Consider the following 18,993-nt stretch of genomic DNA (forward strand, 5'->3'; position numbering starts at 1 on the left):
AGGCAACCGGGCAGCCCAAGGGTCAGGCGCGGCGGGCGGCCCAGACGGTGCGCTCGGTGCGTACGGCGAGGTCGTCGCGGTGCAGGATGCTATGTGGGCTGTTGACGTCCAGGAGTTCATCGAGGGCGGCGAGGTCCTCAGGGCTGAGTGCGGGTGCGGCGGCGCCGCGGATGCGTTGCAGGCCAGCCTGGGCGTAGCGGCCGACGGCCGCGCTGCGGTTGCCCTCGATGTTGACGGTGACGGTGCGCTCGCCCTCGACGGCGAACCCGGCGGCGGCCAGCATCGGACCCCAGTCGGCGCCGCGGTGCGGGACGTGTTCGGCGTGGAAGCCGTCGGTCGCGCAGTGGGCGCGCTCCTCGAGTCCCGGTCGGCCTTCTGGGGCGTCGGTGGGGAGGAAGCGGGGGAAGCCGTCCAGCTCGACGACGGCGAACAGCCCGCCCGGCGCGAGGAGTCCGTGGACGCTGCGCAGTGCGCGGTCGGGGTGGGCCATGTGGTGCATCAACGCGGAGGCCCACACCAGGTCAGGTGTGCCGAGGTCGGGCCAGTGACTGGTGTCGAGGTCGGCCTGCACGGTGCGCACCCGGTCCGAGACGCCGCGGGCGCATGCCTTCTCGCACAGGAGCTCCAGGTGGCCGACCGAGGCGTCGACCGCGGTGACGTGCGTCTCGGGGAAGCGTTCGAGGAGTGCGAAGGTGCCCGCGCCAGTGCCGCAGCCCAGGTCCACGATCTGGCGCGGCTCGACCTTCAGTGGCAGCCAGGCGGTGATGGATGCGAGGTGCTCGGCGAGGACCTCGGCGTCCAGGTCGAGGATCTCCGCCTGCCCGTGGCCGTGCCCGCCGTGTTGGCCGCTGTGGCCGTGGGGAGTGTGCTGGTGCGCTTGGGTCATCGCGCCACCGTAAGACGGTCATGCGCATAACGCACGCCCGCTTGCGGTATACGCAAGAAGATGGCTCGGCGTGCTGCCCGCCACGCAAGATCGCATCCTCGCACGGACGGGCGACACGGCCGGGAGCCGCTACTCGCAGGGCCCCTGCGCGTCGTCACACTCGCCGCTGCCGCCGGTGTCGCGCTGGTGGCCGCGGCGGGCGTCGCGGTCGAAGATGCCCATGATCTCGCACGGGCCACCCTCGGCCCCGATCGCGTGCGGCATCATGGTGGGGAACTCGGCGGCCTGGTTGGTCTCGATGCGGAACCGGCGGTGGCCGAGCATGAGGATCGCCGTGCCGGAGAGCACGACGAGCCATTCGCGGCCGGGGTGGGCGCGCATGCGGGCGGCATTGTCGGGCGGTGGTTCGGTCATGCGCTGACGCACGACGCTGATGCCGGGGTCACCCTTTACGGGCCAGCGCATCAGGCCGTGGGTGCCGTCGATCATCGGGCTGATGACGACATCGTCGGCGGCGTTCTCCACGAGCTGGTCCAGGGTGGTGTCCAGGGCGCGGGCGAGGGTGACGAGCTGGTCCAGGGCGAGGCGGCGTTGTCCGTTCTCGATGCGGCTCAGTGAGGACTGGCTGAGGTTCGCGCGCGCGGCCAGTTCTTCCAGGGACCAGCCCTGAGCGACGCGCAGCGCGCGGATCCGCTTGCGTACGAGGCTGTCCAGCGCCCCATCTTCTTGCGTCATAGGCAACATGGTATGCCCGTTCCGCAATACGGGCTTAGCGTCGAATGCGACCGCGCCCAGCGGTCCGCGCAGCCCCCCTCTTTGACCGGCCTTGTGCCGGCGCGCTGATTCCGCATGCCCTTTTTGAGAGGAAGTCATGAGTAGCAACCAGCCTCCCCGGACGAAGGCCCTACCAGTCGACGGCGGGCGGACGCCGGATGCGCGTGAGCTGCGCGCAATCCTGATAGCCGTCTCGATCGCGCTGATGGCCGTCATCGCGTCGGTGTCCGGCCTGAACGTCGCCCAGACCCACCTGGCCGTCGAGTGGGGCGCCTCGCAGACCACTGTCCTGTGGATCATCAATATCTACACCCTTGCTCTGGCCGCCCTGCTGCTGCCGCTCGGTGCGATCGGTGACCGATTGGGCCGCAAGCCCATGCTGATCACCGGACTGATCATCTTCGGCGCAGCCAGCGTCGTCGCCGGGCTCGCCCCGTCGGCCGCAGTGATGATCGGCGCTCGCGTGGCCACGGGCGTCAGCGCCGCGATGATCATGCCGATCACGCTGGCCGTCATCACCTCCACGTTCCCCGAGGAGGAACGGGGCAAGGCTATCGGTGTGTGGACCGGCGTTGCTGGAGGCGGCGGCATCCTGGGCATGTTCCTCTCCGCGTTCCTCGTGGACGTCGCGGACTGGCGGTGGCTGTTCGCGCTGCCCGTGGTACTGGTCGTCGTCGCGCTGGCGATGACCCTGAAGTCGGTGCCCAACTCCCGCGAACGCTCCACCCATTCCTTCGACACCATCGGCGCATTGGTGTCCACCATCGCCGTGATCGGACTCATCTTCGTCCTGCAGGAAAGCCCTGAGCGCGGCTGGACCGACCCCGTCTCCCTGATCAGCCTGGCCGTCGGCGTCGCCGCCGCCATCGCCTTCGTGGCTTGGCAGGTGCACCGCCGCGACGCATCACTGCTGGACGTACGCCTCTTCCGTGAGCGCGGCCTGGCCAGCGGCTCCATCACACTGCTCGTCGTCTTCGGCGTCCAAGCCGGCATCGCCGTCGTCCTCTTCCCGTTCTTCCAGGCCGTGCTGGGCTGGTCGGGCCTGCTGTCCACCGTGGCGATGATGCCCATGGCCATCATGATGATGATGACCTCCGGCCTGGCCCCCAAGATGGCCGCCAGGATCGGCGCCCGCTCCACCATGACCGTGGGCATCGCCCTGTCCACCCTCGGCCTCGCACTGATGGCGCTGTTCGTCTCCGTCGACGGCGGCTACCTGTCCATCCTCGTCGGCATGCTCACCATGGGCATCGGCATGGGCCTGTCCATGACACCCTCCACCGAGGCCATCACCAGTTCCTTGCCCCGCGCCAAGCAAGGTGTGGCCTCCGCCCTCAACGACGTCACCCGCGAATTCGGCACCGCCCTGGGCGTCGCAATGCTCGGCGCGCTGTTGGCCAACGGCTACCACAGGGCCATCGACGACAAGCTCGGCAGCATCCCCCACAAGGCCGCGGACACCGCACGCGAAGGCATCGCCAACGCCGTCGAGGTGGCCCCGAGCACCGGCAGCCACGCCCCGGACCTGATCCGCACTGCGCAGCAGTCCTTCGTCGACGGCTGGCAGCAGGCCATGTGGGCAGGCGTCGCCGTCATGGGCGTGCTGCTCGTCTACGTCGTTATTCGCGGGCCGAAGGGCTCAGACCCCGCCATCACGGACGGGGCGGAGACCACGGAGATCGTCGCCGTCCGATGACCGCGTAACAACTGGGCGGATCATCCGTCAGGCGTTGGGCATCGCGCTACCGCGGTGCCCAACGCTCCAGCTCAGCAGCGCACGTCGCAACGGGGACACCTATGCCGAACAAGCGCCTGGACGCCTTCATTACCGGACTGTACGTGAAGATCGACGACGAGCTCACGGAGACCTGATGGCTGGGCAGGCCCCCGCAGTTGAGCGACTCCGAGCTCGTGTGCCTCGCGGTGGCACAGGCTCTGCTGGGCTTCGCCTCGGAGGCCCGCTGGCTGCGGTTCGCCCGCACCAACCTCGCGTCGATGTTTCCGTATCTGCCCCAGCGGCCCGGATACAACAAGCGGCTTCGCTCGGCGTTGCCGCTGGTCAAGATAGCAATCCGACTGCTGGCCACAGACACGGACTTCTGGTTCGACAACCACTGGATCGTGGACTCGACACCGGTGCCGTGTGGGATGTCCCGGCCGACCGCGAAGCGGTCGGAGATGGCCGGCTGGGCCGGATACGGGTACTGCGCCTCGCATTCGCGGTTCTTCTGGGGCCTGCGGCTGTTCCTGGTGTGCACGCCGATCGGGATGCCGATCACGTGGGCGCTGGCGAACCCAAAGATCGACGAGCGGGAGGTGCTGGCCGCGATGCTGGACCGCGAACCATCCCTGGCCAAAGACCGGCCTGGCCTGCTCGTCATCGCGGACAGGGGCTTCGCCTCGAAGGAGTTCGAGACTGATCTCGCCTTCCGAGGCGCCGAGTTGCTCCGCCCATCCTTCAAGCGGGAGAAACGCCGCAAGGGCGAGTCGCTACTGAAGTCGGTACGGCAGCTGATCGAGTCGGTCAACGACACGCTCAAGGGCCAGCTCGATCTGGAACAGCACGGTGGACGGACCTTCGAGGGCGTTGCCGTCCGCGTCGCCCAGCGCATTCTCACGATGGCCGCCGCGATCTGGCACAACCATAAGTCCGGTGCCCCCGTCCTGCGGTCCCCGACCGCGTACGACCACTAACCACATCGGAACTACTCATCCAGGAGACCCACGCTCCGGTCATCTTCTGTACCGCTGAACCGTCAAGGTCCTTAAGCTTGGTACCGGCGAAAGCGCGCGCATGGTCCGAAGTCAGCACACGCAAGGCGGGCTGCTCTGTGGCAAGCAGGTCGACCAGAATCCGAGCGACTTCCATCGGTGCCTGCGCGTCGGCGAAGGCGTTGCGGGTGCGTTCGGGGCAGGAGGACAGGGCCGGGGCGTACGGCCCCATGTCCGGCACGTTGTCGTGGAGACCCACATTGCTGACGAACTCGCTGGCCACAGCGCCCGGCTCGACGACGCTCCCGGATACGCCAGTGGTGGCCGCAACCGGGGCCAGAGACTCCATGAAGCCCTCGACCGCGAACTTGGCCGCACAGTAGGCCTCGTTGAAGGGCTGCCCGACGGCCCGTACGTCCTCGACGCTCTCCCGCTCCAGGTGCCTACGTGCCCGGCACCGGCGTCGTTGACGAGAGCATGCAACGGGTCAAGACCGGCAAGGCACGCGTCGACGGAGACGGGGTCGGTCACATCCAGCGCCCGGACGTCTACGGAGACACCGGCATCCTGGGCCGCCGCTTCGAGCAAGCCGGACTTTCCCGTGTCCCGCGTGGTGGCGACCACGTGCCATCCGGCGCGCGCCGCGGCGACAGCGGTGGCAAGGCCGATTCCCGAGGACGTTCCGGTGATGAGGACCGTTCTGATGCTCATCCGAGTGAGACCCTTCACCGTACGGGCTCCTTAAATCCCCGGTGTGCGCCGCTCCACCGCCACCAGCAGCGGGGCCGCCTGCTCCCACACATCCTCGGGAACAAGATCATCATTCACCCGGGACACCCTGCCGCCCAAGATCGGCAAAGGCAAGGGCCCAACCGGAAGGGGCGGCGACGCAAGACGACCTGGTGGCCGGCGTGGCAGCTGGGTTCTGTCCCGGTGAGGCGGTCAGCGCGTCGAACGCTTCTCGCCTCAGCTCGACTGCCGGTCGAGTTCTTCCGGTGGAGTCGGCGCCCCCTGTGGGGTGAGCGTCACACCAGTACGACGACCAGGCCGACGGCTGCCGCGCCGGCGATCAGGGCGGCGGCCGCGGCGGCGGGGCCCCGCCGGTCGGCGGGAAGACGGGGGAAGAGCCGTGAAAGCGCGCCGAGGATCGCAAGCGGGGGTGCGGCTCGCCAGACGTCGCGACCGGTTCTGCTTCCGGCGGCGGTGACGATGCCCGGGAGGTGTCCGACGGCGCGGAGCAGTGGCCTTGCCATGGCCCTGCTGCGGCCGTGGACGGCGTTCCCGGACTCCGCCTGTGCCAGGGCTCGGTGCAGGGCCGTCTCGTCGTTGGCCCAATGGGCGCGGAAGGTGATGGTTCCGGTCGTGTCGATGAGGTAGGCGGAGTTCGGCTTGGGGGTGAAGGCGCGGTGCAGGGTGCCGTCGAGGTCGTCGACCGCGACCTCGAAGGGGATGTCGTGATGGTCGCGCAGCTGCTGTGCGTGCCGGTGCTTCTCGGCGGCGGTGGCCGGTTGGCGGATCGTCTGTCCGGGGTGCGCCTCACGGGTGTTGACCAGGACGAAGCGGACCTGCTCGCCGAATCGCGCGTGGAGTCGCTTGAGTACGGGAACCGCGCTCTCCGTGACGGGGCAGGTCCTTGATCCGAAGACCATGAGCACCGGCCGTCGGCCGATTGCGCGGGAGGTGAAGCGGCCTCCGTCGAGGGTGGGCAGGTCGAACTCCGGCAGACGGTTGCCGGGGCCGAGGGCGTCGCGGCCGAATGTCATGTCGTCGATCAGCAGCCGCGTGCGGAAGCGTTCGAAGCGGTAGTCCGGGCCGGATTGCCGCGCGGGAAGGTGCGGGTCCATGGGTACCTCTCGGTAGAGTCGCCCGTTGACTTGACCGTTCGGTCAAGTCAACGGGTACGGAGAACGGGGAACGGGGCCCCTCGCGGGGTGGTCACCCCCTGCGGCCGGATCGCTCACCGGCCGGAGGGGGCTCAGGTGGTCGGGATCTGGATCAGCGCGCGGATCGCCGTCCGGGACTCGGCGACGAGCGCGGGCCTGTCGTACGCCTTGGCCATGAGAGTGACGCCCTGGAGGTAGGACAGCGCGCGCAGGGCTGCGGCGTCGGGGTCGCCCACCGGCGGGAGCTGCTCTCTGAGTACGGCCTCGGCGATGGCGTCGCGGAAGTACCGCCGCCACGCGGTCAGGATCTCGGCGATTCTGGCGGACGCCTCTCCGGGCCGTCCGGACAGTTCGAGGGCGAGGTTGCCGATGGGGCAGCCCGGCACGACGCCCATGCGGTCCCGGGCCCCGGTCAGCATGCCGGCGAACCCGGCGACGAAGTCGTCGATCCGCTCCAGCGGTGGCGCCTCACTGCCGAACGCCTCGTCCAGGAGCGCCTTGAGGAGTTCCCAGTTCGCGTCGATCACGGCGAGACCGACGGCCTCCTTGGAGGGGAAGAAGTGGTACAGACTGCCGCGGTGCACGCCCGCCTCGCGGCACAGGTCCCCGATGCCGACCTCGGCGAACGACGAACCGTGGATCAGCGCGCGCGCCGTCCGAACGAGGCGAGTGCGGGTGTCGTCCGTCATCAGCCCTCCACTTGACTGGTCGGTCAACCGTAGAACCTGGTTGACCGACCAGTCAAGCGGTAACCCTTCCACGGCGGGGCCCAACCGGGCGAACGCGGGCGGCCTGTTACGCCTCGTGGGCGAACCCGATCGAAACGCACTCCGCCTCTCGCCGCGGGGACAGGGAACCTGGCGCACGTTTCATCGCAGCACGGCCTGCGCCGCGGATCCGTCTGGCCTACTTGACCAAGCGGAAGGCGGGGTGCCGCACCCAGCTCCGCAGGAACTCCGCCGTGCTCAGCAGCATTCCGGCCCTCTTCATCCCCCTGCTGACCGCTGCCGCGGTGGCGTTGGCATGGCGGACGGCGAACCCTGCGCTGGAACGCGCCCTCAACGCGAACAGCACCGCACGCCGTTGGACCTGCTCAGGGCCGGCGTCGGCCCTTGCGGTCGTTCCCGCCTGCACATGGCTGGCTCTTCGGCTCGCCCCTGATTGGTGGGGGCTCGGACTGCCTGTCTCACTGACCGCCGGTGTTCTGCTGGCCTGCTGGGGCGCCACCCTCTGGTCCGGCACCAACGAGGTCGACACGAGTGACGACCCTTCGGCGGAAGGCGAACCCACCAGGTCCGCCTGGCCGACTCGGAGCACGCCCCTCTCCCTCTACGTCCTCGGCATCGTCGTCGTGCTGACGTTCTGGACGGCGGGCACCTTCGCCGACATCCAGGGCCGCGGCGCCGCACAGAGCCTCGCCGCGGACCTCAAGAACGGGATGAGCGTGACGGTCTTCAGCGACAAGGACCTACGGCTCTCCCCTGACGCGGGCGTCGCAGCCAGAACCCTCGCCGCTCGGGGCGCATATCGATTCCGATACCAGGGACCGAAGTTGGTCGCCTACTCCGACGGAAAGCTCGTTCTCATCCCGCGCGGGTGGACGTACGACCACCCCAAAGTGATCGTCCTGCCTGAGCAGTCGGGAATCCGCGTCGAGTACGTGTACCGTTCCTAAACAGTGTCCAGGAGTGACATTTGCTGCCAGCTCCCGGAACTGCGCGCGTCCCGAACGGTGTTGGATGCGCTGGTCTCCCGCGTTCGCTGTGTCCCTGTCCGGCTGCGTGCATCGTGTGCACGTTCCGTGACGGGTGGGCGGGTTCCCTCACGCCCTCGTGCGCCTGGTCCGGCCTGGGCGGTCCGATGCCCCGCAGCATCGCTCTGGTGCTGCGGGGGCGGTGCCGTCCGTCGCCGGATCGGGTGTCCGAGAGCGCGTCGCCCGATCGCGATGCCAGCGGCATCGTGACGGGACATCTTTCGTTTCTTCGAGGTGAGGGGCTTCTTCCAGTGCTGATCGCCCCACATCGATGTGTACGCCGGGTCCACGGCAACGACCGACAGGCCGTGTTCGGAGGCCATGGACACGAGCCGGGCCTTGAGCTTGCCGGTGGGGATGCCGGAGATGAGCTGCCTGAAGCGCTTACGTCTGCCGTGCTTCTCGCGGGTCTTCTCGGCGGCGAAGTCCAGGTTCTCCAGGCCGATGGCTTTGACGCCGCACCGGTCGGCCCAGTGCAGCAACCGGCTGATGGCGTGCCGGACCTGGGCGTCACGGTGGACTGCGCTGCCGGACAGGTCGTAGAAGAACCGTTTGGGGTCGCCAACGGGGTTGCCGTGCCGGTCGAGTTGGTAGGCGGCGAAGTGGTCGGCGTTGGTGTCCACGCCGACCATGCCCTCGGACCGCGCCGTTGGAAGCGGGATCGTGTGGACAACGGGCCGTGTCCATGACGCTGTCAGGTACCAGCGGCCCCGCTCCACGTCCAGGTGGATGCGGTAGGCCACGGCCCGGTTGTCTTCGATCCGGTCGCGCCACTCGGCTCCTCGGTGCTGGAACCGTACGCGGGTGGCGAGGACGTACCGGCCGTGCTTGCTGTTGGCCAGGCGGGCGAGCGGGGCGGGCAGCTTGACGCTGACCTCGCCGTCGGGGGTGACGCGGATGGTCTCGTTGCCGAAGCGTTTGCCGGACTCGCCGTCAGCGGCGAGGAACCACCGTTCGGCTTCCCACCGCTCACGCCACTGCTCGGCGGTGAGCTGGGCGGCTTCGAGGTTGTGACGGTTGTTGATCAGGCGCCGGCCGCCGCGCACGACGTGCACCACACCGGCCTCACGCTCAGCGCGGGCCACGTCCAGGCGGTGTTCCAGGGTCGCCAGACGGCGGGACTTGTGGAACCACTCGCCCCGACTGCGGTAACCGCCGGGTGCCCGTTTGGTGCCCTTCTTCCCGATCGGCTGGGAGAGGCGGTGCATCAGCGTCCGCACGCCGGCCTCAAGCCCTTGGATGTGGGCGAGCCGGCAGCGGCGGGACAGCGCCCACTGATCGTGAGTGGCCTTCGTGATCGAACCGGCCCACCGGGACGAGGAGTCGGCCGTCAGGCCCTGCTTCCGGGCGGCCCACGTGTCGCTGTTGTGGTCCAGGCCGTCAGCACAGCAGTTCTTGAGGTCGAGCGAGGCGAGGCGTCCGAGGTGTTCACCGACCAGCCGCAACACCTTGTCGTCCACCTCGGTGAGGTTCTTGAGGCGGTCGCGTATCGCCACCCCGGACGGCCCGAGCGCGACGAACGACGCATCGATGGCGCGGAGTTGCTTCTTCTTCGGCTCACTCATCGGCAGCCGCCGCTTCGAGAGCCTTCCTCGCCCGGTTCTTCGCCGACCGACGGCCGTACAGGCGGGCGCAGAACGACGTCAGCACCTCCACCATGTCCCGGACCAGGTCGTCTTCAACTTCGCCGTCATCGAGGACGACGAGTCGGCGACCAGTCGCGGACAGGGCGGCCTCGATCAGCTCCACGTTCATCCGGCCGAGGCGGTCTTTATGCTCGACCACGACCGTGGTCACCGCCGGGTCGGCCAGCAGCCGCTGCGCCTTCGCGCGGCAGCCGTTCATGCCCGAGGCGATCTCGGATTCGACACGGACGACCTTCTGCCCGGCCATCGCCGCCCATGCCGACAGGCGAGCGGTCTGCCGCTCCAGGTCGGGCTTCTGATCGTGCGAGGAGACACGGGCATACAGACCTACACCACCGGTCACGGAGGGTGAGGTGTTCGCGTCGATGTTCACCAGGATCGTGCGCGGCCCCACGCGTTCCGCGGGTACCGGCAATGTGCCCTCACGGAACCAGCGATACGCGGTACGCGGGGCAATCCCCTGCGCGCGTGCCCATTCCGTCAGGTTCATACACGAGATCGTACAACACTCGTGATCCCTAAAGGACACTCATGGACACTTACGCGAGAGCAGTTCCTGACCCCTGACACCGCACAGCGGTCGCAGGGGCGTCCGAGGAAGCTTGCCAGGAGCAAGGTGCCTGGTCAGTGGGGGAAGACGATCCTTCGAGGGCCGAAGTGGGTCACCGGTAGGGGCTGTCGGCGCCGGCCGCGGCCGGCCTGGGCGCACGGGCGGGGCAGCAGCCGACGGGGCACACGTCGTGGCCGGCGCCGAGGGATCCGAGGGCGCAGGGCGTGGGACGCTCGCCACGCTCGAATGCCGCGCGTTCCAGGACCAGGTCGCGGACGGCCGCCACGAAGCGCGGGTCGGCGCCCACCGTGGCCGAGCGGCGCATGGGGAGGCCGAGTTCGTCGGCCTTGGCCCTCGCCTCCGTGTCGAGGTCGTAGAGCACCTCCATGTGGTCCGAGACGAAGCCGATGGGGGCGATGACCACGGCCGGTGCGCCCGACTCGTGGAGCGTTTCGAGGTGGTCGCAGATGTCGGGCTCCAGCCACGGGATGTGGGGGGCTCCGGAGCGGGACTGGTAGACGAGCCGCCAGGGGCGGTCGACTCCCGTGCGCCGTCGGACGGCGTCGGTGATCAGTCCTGCCGTCTCCAGGTGCTGCCTGACGTAGGCCCCGCCGTCGCCGTGGCCCTCGACGGGACCGGAGGTGTCCGCGGAGGCGACGGGGATCGAGTGGGTCGAGAACGCGAGGTGGGCGCCGTCCCGGACGTCGTCGGGCAGGTCGGCGAGCGAGCGGACCACGCTCTCGATCATGGGCTCCAGGAAGCCCTCGTGGTTGAAGTAGTGGCGCAGCTTGGCGACCTCGGGCAGGTCGAGCCCTTCGGCCTGCAGGACGGCCAGCGAGTCGGCGAGGTTCTCGCGGTACTGGCGGCAGCCCGAGTAGGAGGCGTAGGCGCTGGTGGCCAGGACCAGGATGCGGCGGCGTCCGTCGGCGACCATCTCGCGCAGGGTGTCGGTCAGGTACGGGGCCCAGTTGCGGTTGCCCCAGTAGACCGGCAGGTCCAGGCCGTGGTCGGCGAAGTCCTTGCGCAGGGCGTCGAGCAGCTCGCGGTTCTGGTCGTTGATGGGGCTGACCCCGCCGTGGAGGAAGTAGTGTTCGCCGACCTCCATAAGGCGTTCCCTGGGGATGTCCCGCCCGCGTGTCACGTTCTCCAGGAACGGGATCACGTCGTCCGGGCCTTCGGGACCGCCGAAGGACAGCAGGAGCAGGGCGTCGTAGGGACGGGGCGACGGCGTGGGGTTCACGATGCTCCTCATGGCTCTGCACGTATGTCTGTGGGGCAGGGGGTTTCGACAGGGGTACGGGTCCGGCGTCGTCGGCAGATGCGGTACGGGCACGAGACGCACGGCACATCCGTGCAAGGTCTTCGCGCCGGTCGTCCGGGGCCTCACGGCCGACTCCGGACGACCGGCGCGAAGGTGGAGGCACGGGCAGCGTCAGCAGAGGCGGCTGCTCGTCTTCGTACCGCCGTCCTGACGCGTTGTGCGGAAGTCGCAGGCGTCGAGGCCCGCTGCCCGGATGGAGTCCCGGGCGGCCGCCCACTGGGTCGCGGTCAGCGTGACCGAGCGGGAGAGGACGAACCCGGACTTCCGGTCGCTGTCGGTGACGACGGCCCAGCCGTACCCGGTGTCGAGCCCTGTCACGATGTAGTTGGGGTCACCGGTGTGGACGTAGGATCCGCCCAGCTTGAGGAAGCTGACGTTGAGGCGGGCGTTGGACGCGTCGAGCGCCTTGGCCTCCCCTGTCACGGCGCTGGTCGTGTTCCACCAGGTCGTGCAGGTGTTGCGTACGCCGACCGCGCCCGACGCCGTCAGGGAGTAGGCGGCCGTGACGTTCTTGGCACACTGGACCTCGAAGAGCTGAGGAACCGCCGCCACCTGGTACCAGGTTCCGAGATAGCGCTCCACGTCCACCTTTTCGACCGCCTGAGGTTCCTCGGCGACGGCAGGCGTCGGCGCGGCCTGGGCCGGGGCGCCTGCGATGACGCCCAGCGAGCAGACTGCCGCCAGGGTGGTGACGTACTTGGAAAACGACACGCTGGTCCCTTCTTCCGCCGTTCAGCACGGACACGGCGCATACGGATGTGAGGCGTGGTGGCCACTGCCTCGTTCCGTGGCCGCCACTTGGCTTGTGCGGTGAGGCTTCTGCCGATGGTGGGCGCATGGATTCACCCGGCCCTCGGAATGCGCCGGACGAGCAGCACGCAGGACCTGACAGACCCGCAGGCTCGGTGGGACCGGGCGGAGGTGCTGGCGGTCAGGTGCCCCGGGGAGGAGCCATCACCTCAAGCAGAGCTGTGGCGGCGTGGTCGGGGCCGAGACCGTTGAGGGTCTCCTGCCACCTCTTCACCTCGGGCCCGACCGTTGTGCCGAGGAGGTCGAGCGCCGAGCCGACTTGATGGTCGGTGAGTCTGTTCGGGTCGTGGACGATGCCGACATCGGCCCGTTCAGCGTCCCGGGCGACGGCGAACTGATCGCTGGAGAAGGGCAGTACCAGTGCGGGAACACCGGATCGGAGACATTCGGTGAACGAGTTGCCGCCGCCGTGGTGAACCATGGCATCCACGTGCGGGAGCAGTGCCTGCTGCGGGACGGACGGCACCACCACCGTGAGGTCGTCGGCCACCGCGTCAACGGCGTCCGTGCGCCGGCCCGCCGCGACGATCAGGGCGGTCGGGCGCGAAGCGGTCCGGGCGCCGGACACGACGGCGCGCAGGACGTCGTCGCGGGCTGCGAGGAACGTGCCCAGTGCGACGAGGACGATCCGCTCCGCGCGGTCGCGCAGCCGTCGCAGGGTGTGTTGCCAGTGGTCGTCGAGCGGCTGGACCGAGCCCACCGCGTGACCGGCGAAGAGATGGCGGGGTCCCTCGGGGCGTGCCGACAGCCATGGCAGCGGCGGGTAGGCGTACACGACCGCGTCCGGTGACGTCAGCGCGAAGGCGCGGCCCGGCCTGGGCGCCGCGGGTGCCCTGTCGGCGGCGAAGGCGTCGAACGCCGAGGTGAACGCTCGGTCGTTGTCGCGTGCCACGTCCAGCAGTTCGGACAGGCGGGCTCGATCGGGGCGCAGTGTGCCGGGCCAGTCGTAGGGCACACCGAAGTAGCTGTCCTGGTCGCTGAGGACGTAGGTCGGGTGTCCGGGGCAGAAGGTTGCGTAGCGCAGCCGCAGGCAGTGAAGGGCGAGCGTCACCGCGTAGCTGAGCTGGTCCACGACGTACCAGTCGGGTCTGAGGCGCTCGTCGAGGGACCGTAGGTCGTCGAAGACCTTGTCCGGGTCGGCGAGCATGTCGGCCCGACGGTGACGGGCCTGCGTCATGAGCGTCTCGACGGCCCCGTGCCGTGTCGCGTCGAGGAACTCGTCCAGCCGCGCCGCCTCGGCCGCGTCCTGTTGCGTGGACTCGGCCACCCCCGTGTTGGCGTTGCGGGTCACCACCAGAGGGACGAAGGCGACACCGGCTTCGAGCGCAAGCCCTTCGAAATCCTGCGAGCAGGCGAAGAAGACTTCGGCGCCACGCGTCCGAAGGGCAGCGGCAAGGACGGACAGGGGCCGGGCGTGGGACAAGAAGGGCGGACTGACGATCACGATGCGTGGCATGCCCTTCCTTCCTGACATGTCCCTTCCGTGGATGCGGGCCGCGGGTGCTCGGCTCCGGGCGGTGAGCGGGGCAGTCCGCCGCACCCGGGCCCCTCACCGAACATCCCGGTTGAACCGTGCGGGCTGGTGCCGGCGCTGTGGTGCATCCGCGCGGTGCCACCAGGCGGAAACCACCAGCGTCGTAGCTTCCCCGACCAAGGAGACCATGTGCTCGCCTCCTCCCCGCCACGGTGCAAAGGCACCGGGCAGCACGCGTCGCAGGGGGATCCCGACCCGCTCGTCGCGGCGCGAGCGGCCTTCTTCAGCGGCTCGCACCCGGGTGGAACGGGCGCCCTCCGTCCCCCGCGCACCCTCGCCGGACGGTCCCCCGGCCTGCTCGCGTCCCTCCTGGACGCCGAGTACGGCGGCCGTCCGATTGCCGCAGCTCCCCCGCCGGGGCTCAGCCGCGACGACACCGCGACCGCCTCGCTGCGCCGCGCCAGCCGGCTTGCCGTTCCACTCACCCCCGAAGCGCTCCTGGCCCATGCCCGGGGCGGGCCGAGGCTCGCGGCGGTCATGACGGAGCTATGGCCCGAATCGGTCCGCCACCACGGCACCACATACGCGGAGGAAGCACTGCGCCACGCCCTCCTCCACGAGGCGTCCCACCCCTCGCGCACCGCCCTTCTCCTCGAATGCGCCGAGATCGCCGACCTGCGGCCGCTGTCCTGCGACGAGGCTGCGGAACACGCCGCGAAAGCCACCCACCGTGCCGAGCGGCACGCCCTGTGGCGCTACCTGCACCGGCTGCCGGAAGGCCCCGCTCTGCTGGCCGCCACCACTCACGCGACCGACGCCTATGAGCGGCTCCTGCTCAGTCCGCCCACTCGGCTGAGCGCCGAAGGATGGCGCTCGGGCGGCATCGTCGTGGCGCAGACCATGCTTCTGGGCGACCTGCTGACGCCGGGTGCGGGGCTGAGCGGTGGGCTGTCCGTGCTGCTGGGCGGTTTGGGCGACCGGCTCGCCCGCAGCGAGGGCATCGCCGGCGTGATCACCGTCGTCCTCACCGGCCATGACGGGCTCGCACGGGGCCCCGGCCTGCTGAGGGAGCGAACCACGGGCCACTGGGTGCTGAGCCTGCCGGTGGACGCACCCACGCCACCCCAGCAGAACGCACTCGCCGAGCACCGTGCCGCCCTCGCCTGGTGGGCCGCCCGGCTGCTCGGCGCGCTGCCCCGTGCCGTGGACGTCCTGCACGTGCGCTACGCCGACGACGGCAGCATGGCCCTCGCCCACGCCGCTGCCCGTTCGGGCATCCGGCTGTTCTTCACGGCAACACCCGATCCGCACCGAACCGTCGCACGGAACTACGGCGAGGCCGATCCGGACGACAGCTCGGCAGCCGACCGACTACGCGATGACCTGCATCGCATCTACTGCGCCGACCGTCTCGTCGACCGCGCCGACACGGTGATCGGTATCCCCGGGAGTTCGGGAAGCCGGGAACTCCTGCGCCACTTCCCCGTGCTCGCCGCGCGATACGGTCCGGCGGGCCCTGCCTCACCACCGGAGGGCATCGCCCCCTACTCGCCCGCACCCGACGAGACGGCACGGCAGCACAGGCTCCTGGCCGGTCTGTTCACCGGCGGTGCGTCCCCCGACTCCCTCGCGCCGGAGAGCCGTGACCTCCCCATGCTGTTGTGCGTGGGCCGACTGCACCCCATGAAGCAGCAGGATCTGCTGGTGCGCACCTGGCTCGCCACGGACCTCTGGCGCAGGACGACCCTCTTGATCGTCGGGGGAAGCGGGGACTGTCCGACACCGTCCGAGCAGCAGATGCGTGCCGAACTGGGCGCACTGGTCGCGGGGCACGCGGAAGCCGCCCGGCACCTGGCTCTGCTCCCGGCCATGCCGAACAACGAAGTCCGGCGCCTGGAACACGCCTTGGCGACACCCGCGAACGGAGTGAGGGCGTGGTACGTGTGCCCGAGCGTCAAGGAGGAGTTCGGCATCGCCATCCTGGAGGCGATGGAAGCCGGGCTGCCGCCCGCCGGGCCACTGCGCGGTGGGGTGGCGCACTATCTCCGTGACGGGCTGAACGGACTCCTGCTCGACACATCCTCCGCCTCCGGCCTCGCACACGGCCTGCGGCGGATGGCCAACCTCCACGAGGACGACAGGCTCCGTCTCGCCCGGGCCGCCCGTGCCACCGTGAAGGCCCGCTACTCGGTGACGGACATGGCTGACGCCCTCGCAGCCGAATACCGCGCGGTGATGTCCTAGTTCGCCCAGGCCGACAGCCACCCCGATCCCGGATCAGCGGCCGGATCCCCACCGGACGCATCCCCAACCGCACAGGTCGGTACGTCAGTGTGGCCCGCCTCGCTCCGCGGCTCAGGAACCGGCGGCTGTGACCGGGGCGGGGTCGCAGGTCAGCAGGGCTTTGACGTAATTGCCGTTCGTTGCGACGGTCGGTGCTGATGCGCTCACGGACGGCCCGGCGCGCTCCGGCGATCGGACGGGACCCGGGCACCGGGTGAGCGTGTGCGCTCCAGCCACTCCCGATAGGCGGGCGCCTGCCGAGCCACCTCCCAATAGACTTCCTTCAAGGCCGGGAACACCTCTGACAGTTCGGCTTCCGAGCGGGCGGCCACCAGCAGGCGCACCCCTATCGGGTCGCCCTCGAGCGGGCGGATCGCCAGGTCGGGGCGGGGGTGGGCGGTGGGCTGACTGACGGTGACCACTTCGCCGACCGCGGCCAGCGAGTAGGCGCTGAGGTAGTCGCCGTGCAGCAGTTCGGGCTCCAGGCCCGCGGCTCTGAGGACCCGGGACAGGCCGTCCCACTCGCCGTCGACCGTCGAGTCGACCATCCACCGGTCCCCGGCCAGGTCGGCGAGCCGTACCTGTCGCCGTGACGCTGCCGGATGGGCCGCCGACAGGGTCACGAACTGCGGTTCGCGCTCGACCAGTACACGCAGAGCGAGCCCCGGTGGAACGCGCAGGGGGCTGCCCTCGACCTCGTGCACGAACGCCGCGTCCAGCCTGCTGGAGGCGACCATGCCCAGCAGGGAGTTGGCGGACACGTTCATCTGAAGGCTCGGTTCCAGCCGCGGCGATCCCGAGCGCAGGCGACGCAGCCAGCCCGGCACGGCCCGGCTGGCCGTGGCGCCGATGCGCAGCCGGAACCCGTCGGCGGAACGGGCTGCCGCGGCCCTGGCCTCGGTCACCATCGCCGTGAACTCCGCTACCAGGGGCCGGGCACGGCTCAGAACGACATGTCCCAGCGGGGTGGGGCGACAGCCGGTTCGGGCACGGACGAAGAGCTGGGCACCGAGCGTGCTCTCGATACGCCGGAGCTGGGTGCTCAACGAGGGCTGCGCCATGCCGAGTTCACGAGCCGCTTTGTGCAGACTGCCGGTGTCGGCGATGGCACAGAGAACCCGCAAGTGCCTCACTTCGAGCTCCATGCAGGGAGCGTAGGGCGATGCGGAACGCGGCACCAGACGTTCAACTTCCAACGAAAGCGGATGAGTCGACCACCGATAGCTCCGCTCTATCCCCAAGTGCCACTACCCGGCTCCGGACTGTCAGTCCCAGAATCTGTGGCAACCGACCGTTCAACCCCACAGAACGAGTAGGAGCCCCCGCATGAACGTAAGTTCCAAGCAGCCCAGACGACTTCTGGCACTCGCCATCGGCCTCGCCTGCGCCGTCCTCGGTAGTGCCGGCCCCGTGAGTGCCCAGAGCCCCGCCGAGGCACCCGCCGGCAGTGCTGTCGTCGGCTATACCGCCTCCGCCGAGAACGCGGCGAACGAGGCCTTCTTCGAGGCCGTACTGAAGTCGGTCGCCGAACGGCAGGCGGTCCGTCCCTCCGCGCTCGCGGTGACCGTCTACTACAACGCCACCAACGCGCCGAGCTTCCGCAGCCAGATATCGAGCGCCGCCTCCATCTGGAACAGCTCGGTGTCGAACGTGAAGCTACAGGCGACCTCCGGCAGCGGTGACTTCGCCTTCTACGAGGGCAACGACCCCAGGGGCTCGTACGCCTCCACCAACGGCCACGGCCGCGGCTACATCTTCCTGGACTACAACCAGAACCGGCGGTACGACTCCATCCGTGTCACCGCCCACGAAACCGGTCACGTCCTGGGGCTGCCCGATCACTACAGCGGCCCGTGCAGCGAACTGATGTCGGGCGGCGGACCCGGCACGTCCTGCACCAACCGCTACCCGAACTCCGCCGAGCGTGCCCGGGTCAACCAGCTCTGGGCCAATGGGCTCGCCCAGGCCGTCGCCGAGGCGGCCCGCTGACCGGCCCGCTCCCCCGGCTGAACCCACAACGGCCGGACCCGGCCGGATCCTGCACCTGAGCGGGTCCCGGTACGGACCGTGGCGCGGCCGCGGTCCGTACCGGCCCGGTCGTTCTTCGCACCGCGAGGCTGACTCGTTCGTGAGCGGTCCGGACGGGCTCGGAGGGCCTGGGCCTTCGGCCCCAGCAGTCGGAGCGGGGGCCGACTATCGCGCCGGCGACGACGTCGACGACCGCGTCGTGCGGAACCTCACCCCCTGGCCGGTACGGATGAGTATCGCGCTCCGTCAAGGCCTCAGCAGTCCGCCCACCCACCAGTCGTGCGGCTTGCCGTCGTTGGCGATGCCGCGGTTGCGGAGGGTTCCTTCGAGGGTGAAGCCGAGCTTCTCGACGAGGGCACGCGAACCGGTGTTCCCGGCCATGGCCCACCACTCGATGCGGTGGACGTCGAGCGTGGCCCAGCCCCAGTCGCACAGGGCACGGGCGGCCTCCGCCGAGTACCCGCGTCCGCGCTGTTCCCTGACCGCCCAGTAGCCGAGCTCCCAGACGCCGCGGCTGACGACGGTCAGACAGTACGAGCCGACCAGGGCGCCGGTGTCCTTGCGGAACGCGCCGAGGGTGTAGTCCCTGTCCTCGGCCCATTGAGCGGGCAGCTTCTCGGTGATCAGCCGCTCCGCGTCCGCACGCCGGTACGGCACCGGAACCGGGGTGTAGTACTGGATGTCCTCGTCCTGGCAGGCTGCGTACACCGCGTCCACGTCCACGGGTGCGAAAGCCCTCAGCACGAGACGGTCGGTCTCAAGAGTCACTCGATCCACCGCGGCAGTATGGGCGCCAACACCCGGCGGCAACCAGCAAGTTTCCCGGCCGGGCACGGCATCCTTGTCAGCGCTCCAAGGGTGCACCCACCGGGC

Annotated in this window: 16 protein-coding genes and 1 pseudogene; 5 read left to right on the plus strand and 12 right to left on the minus strand. The window is 69.6% G+C overall.

Annotated elements, in window-relative coordinates; all coding sequences use genetic code 11:
• Positions 1-22 precede the first annotated feature (22 nt).
• Both AB0E07_RS31375 and AB0E07_RS31380 read right to left on the minus strand, forming a co-directional pair.
• The gene (locus AB0E07_RS31375; protein ID WP_362259762.1) at positions 23-886 is read right to left on the minus strand and encodes a class I SAM-dependent methyltransferase; all 864 of its coding nucleotides are present in this window, start codon (positions 884-886) and stop codon (positions 23-25) included.
• Between the two features lie 129 nt (positions 887-1,015).
• Complete coding sequence (locus AB0E07_RS31380; RefSeq protein ID WP_362259764.1) at positions 1,016-1,621, minus strand: XRE family transcriptional regulator; 606 nt, start codon at positions 1,619-1,621, stop codon at positions 1,016-1,018.
• A 136-nt stretch (positions 1,622-1,757) separates the two neighbouring features.
• On the opposite strand from AB0E07_RS31380, the gene AB0E07_RS31385 reads away from it, so the two are divergent.
• Both AB0E07_RS31385 and AB0E07_RS31390 read left to right on the plus strand, forming a co-directional pair.
• Positions 1,758-3,356: an MFS transporter gene (locus tag AB0E07_RS31385; protein ID WP_362259766.1), complete on the plus strand. Its 1,599-nt coding sequence runs from the start codon at positions 1,758-1,760 to the stop codon at positions 3,354-3,356.
• A gap of 179 nt (positions 3,357-3,535) precedes the next feature.
• Complete coding sequence (locus AB0E07_RS31390) at positions 3,536-4,354, plus strand: IS982 family transposase (RefSeq protein WP_362259834.1); 819 nt, start codon at positions 3,536-3,538, stop codon at positions 4,352-4,354.
• A gap of 25 nt (positions 4,355-4,379) precedes the next feature.
• On the opposite strand, the pseudogene AB0E07_RS31395 reads toward AB0E07_RS31390, so the two are convergent.
• The 3 genes and pseudogenes from AB0E07_RS31395 to AB0E07_RS31405 form a co-directional block, all read right to left on the minus strand.
• Positions 4,380-5,083, minus strand: a pseudogene (locus tag AB0E07_RS31395) (SDR family NAD(P)-dependent oxidoreductase); the annotation flags it as partial.
• 314 nt (positions 5,084-5,397) lie between these two features.
• The gene (locus tag AB0E07_RS31400) at positions 5,398-6,216 is read right to left on the minus strand and encodes a TlpA disulfide reductase family protein (RefSeq protein ID WP_362259768.1); all 819 of its coding nucleotides are present in this window, start codon (positions 6,214-6,216) and stop codon (positions 5,398-5,400) included.
• Between the two features lie 131 nt (positions 6,217-6,347).
• Positions 6,348-6,944 carry a TetR/AcrR family transcriptional regulator gene (locus AB0E07_RS31405; RefSeq protein WP_362259770.1) on the minus strand — a complete coding sequence of 199 codons (597 nt, stop codon included), beginning with the start codon at positions 6,942-6,944 and terminating at the stop codon, positions 6,348-6,350.
• 272 nt (positions 6,945-7,216) lie between these two features.
• Here AB0E07_RS31405 and AB0E07_RS31410 point away from each other — a divergent pair, with 272 nt between their 5' ends.
• Complete coding sequence (locus tag AB0E07_RS31410; RefSeq protein ID WP_362259772.1) at positions 7,217-7,930, plus strand: hypothetical protein; 714 nt, start codon at positions 7,217-7,219, stop codon at positions 7,928-7,930.
• On the opposite strand, the gene AB0E07_RS31415 is transcribed toward AB0E07_RS31410, so the two are convergent.
• The 5 genes from AB0E07_RS31415 to AB0E07_RS31435 form a co-directional block, all read right to left on the minus strand.
• The gene (locus tag AB0E07_RS31415) at positions 7,927-9,573 is read right to left on the minus strand and encodes an IS200/IS605 family accessory protein TnpB-related protein (RefSeq protein WP_362259774.1); all 1,647 of its coding nucleotides are present in this window, start codon (positions 9,571-9,573) and stop codon (positions 7,927-7,929) included. The two genes, AB0E07_RS31410 and AB0E07_RS31415, sit on opposite strands and share 4 nt — an antisense overlap.
• The gene (locus AB0E07_RS31420) at positions 9,566-10,144 is read right to left on the minus strand and encodes an IS607 family transposase (RefSeq protein ID WP_362259776.1); all 579 of its coding nucleotides are present in this window, start codon (positions 10,142-10,144) and stop codon (positions 9,566-9,568) included. Before AB0E07_RS31420 ends, AB0E07_RS31415 begins: the two co-directional genes overlap by 8 nt.
• Before the next feature lie 172 nt (positions 10,145-10,316).
• Complete coding sequence (locus AB0E07_RS31425; protein ID WP_362259778.1) at positions 10,317-11,456, minus strand: ferrochelatase; 1,140 nt, start codon at positions 11,454-11,456, stop codon at positions 10,317-10,319.
• A 180-nt stretch (positions 11,457-11,636) separates the two neighbouring features.
• Positions 11,637-12,236: a lipocalin family protein gene (locus AB0E07_RS31430; protein WP_362259780.1), complete on the minus strand. Its 600-nt coding sequence runs from the start codon at positions 12,234-12,236 to the stop codon at positions 11,637-11,639.
• 220 nt (positions 12,237-12,456) lie between these two features.
• Positions 12,457-13,791, minus strand: a complete 1,335-nt coding sequence (locus tag AB0E07_RS31435; RefSeq protein ID WP_362259782.1) for a glycosyltransferase — start codon at positions 13,789-13,791, stop codon at positions 12,457-12,459.
• Between the two features lie 555 nt (positions 13,792-14,346).
• On the opposite strand from AB0E07_RS31435, the gene AB0E07_RS31440 reads away from it, so the two are divergent.
• Positions 14,347-16,053 carry a glycosyltransferase family 4 protein gene (locus AB0E07_RS31440; RefSeq protein WP_362259784.1) on the plus strand — a complete coding sequence of 569 codons (1,707 nt, stop codon included), beginning with the start codon at positions 14,347-14,349 and terminating at the stop codon, positions 16,051-16,053.
• Positions 16,054-16,256: 203 nt separating this feature from the next.
• On the opposite strand, the gene AB0E07_RS31445 is transcribed toward AB0E07_RS31440, so the two are convergent.
• Complete coding sequence (locus AB0E07_RS31445; protein ID WP_362259786.1) at positions 16,257-17,237, minus strand: LysR family transcriptional regulator; 981 nt, start codon at positions 17,235-17,237, stop codon at positions 16,257-16,259.
• A 181-nt stretch (positions 17,238-17,418) separates the two neighbouring features.
• Here AB0E07_RS31445 and snpA point away from each other — a divergent pair, with 181 nt between their 5' ends.
• Entirely contained in the window at positions 17,419-18,081 is a 663-nt protein-coding gene (snpA, locus tag AB0E07_RS31450) for a snapalysin (RefSeq protein ID WP_362259788.1), read from the plus strand.
• A 285-nt stretch (positions 18,082-18,366) separates the two neighbouring features.
• Here the strand turns inward: snpA and AB0E07_RS31455 are convergent, their stop codons facing one another.
• Positions 18,367-18,897, minus strand: coding sequence for a GNAT family N-acetyltransferase (locus AB0E07_RS31455; RefSeq protein ID WP_362259790.1), 531 nt, complete (start codon positions 18,895-18,897; stop codon positions 18,367-18,369).
• Positions 18,898-18,993: the final 96 nt, after the last annotated feature.

This window comes from Streptomyces sp. NPDC048002 (genome assembly GCF_040653275.1).
Taxonomy (GTDB): Bacteria; Actinomycetota; Actinomycetes; order Streptomycetales; family Streptomycetaceae; genus Streptomyces.

Excerpts from the sequence above, each read along its gene's own strand:
- AB0E07_RS31375 (WP_362259762.1), bottom strand. The coding sequence starts at position 886 with ATGACCCAAGCGCACCAGCACACTCCCCACGGCCACAGCGGCCAACAC.
- AB0E07_RS31380 (WP_362259764.1), bottom strand. The coding sequence starts at position 1,621 with ATGACGCAAGAAGATGGGGCGCTGGACAGCCTCGTACGCAAGCGGATC.
- AB0E07_RS31385 (WP_362259766.1), top strand. The coding sequence starts at position 1,758 with ATGAGTAGCAACCAGCCTCCCCGGACGAAGGCCCTACCAGTCGACGGC.
- AB0E07_RS31400 (WP_362259768.1), bottom strand. The coding sequence starts at position 6,216 with ATGGACCCGCACCTTCCCGCGCGGCAATCCGGCCCGGACTACCGCTTC.
- AB0E07_RS31405 (WP_362259770.1), bottom strand. The coding sequence starts at position 6,944 with ATGACGGACGACACCCGCACTCGCCTCGTTCGGACGGCGCGCGCGCTG.
- AB0E07_RS31415 (WP_362259774.1), bottom strand. The coding sequence starts at position 9,573 with ATGAGTGAGCCGAAGAAGAAGCAACTCCGCGCCATCGATGCGTCGTTC.
- AB0E07_RS31420 (WP_362259776.1), bottom strand. The coding sequence starts at position 10,144 with ATGAACCTGACGGAATGGGCACGCGCGCAGGGGATTGCCCCGCGTACC.
- AB0E07_RS31425 (WP_362259778.1), bottom strand. The coding sequence starts at position 11,456 with ATGAGGAGCATCGTGAACCCCACGCCGTCGCCCCGTCCCTACGACGCC.
- AB0E07_RS31435 (WP_362259782.1), bottom strand. The coding sequence starts at position 13,791 with ATGCCACGCATCGTGATCGTCAGTCCGCCCTTCTTGTCCCACGCCCGG.
- AB0E07_RS31440 (WP_362259784.1), top strand. The coding sequence starts at position 14,347 with ATGACGGAGCTATGGCCCGAATCGGTCCGCCACCACGGCACCACATAC.
- AB0E07_RS31445 (WP_362259786.1), bottom strand. The coding sequence starts at position 17,237 with ATGGAGCTCGAAGTGAGGCACTTGCGGGTTCTCTGTGCCATCGCCGAC.
- snpA (WP_362259788.1), top strand. The coding sequence starts at position 17,419 with ATGAACGTAAGTTCCAAGCAGCCCAGACGACTTCTGGCACTCGCCATC.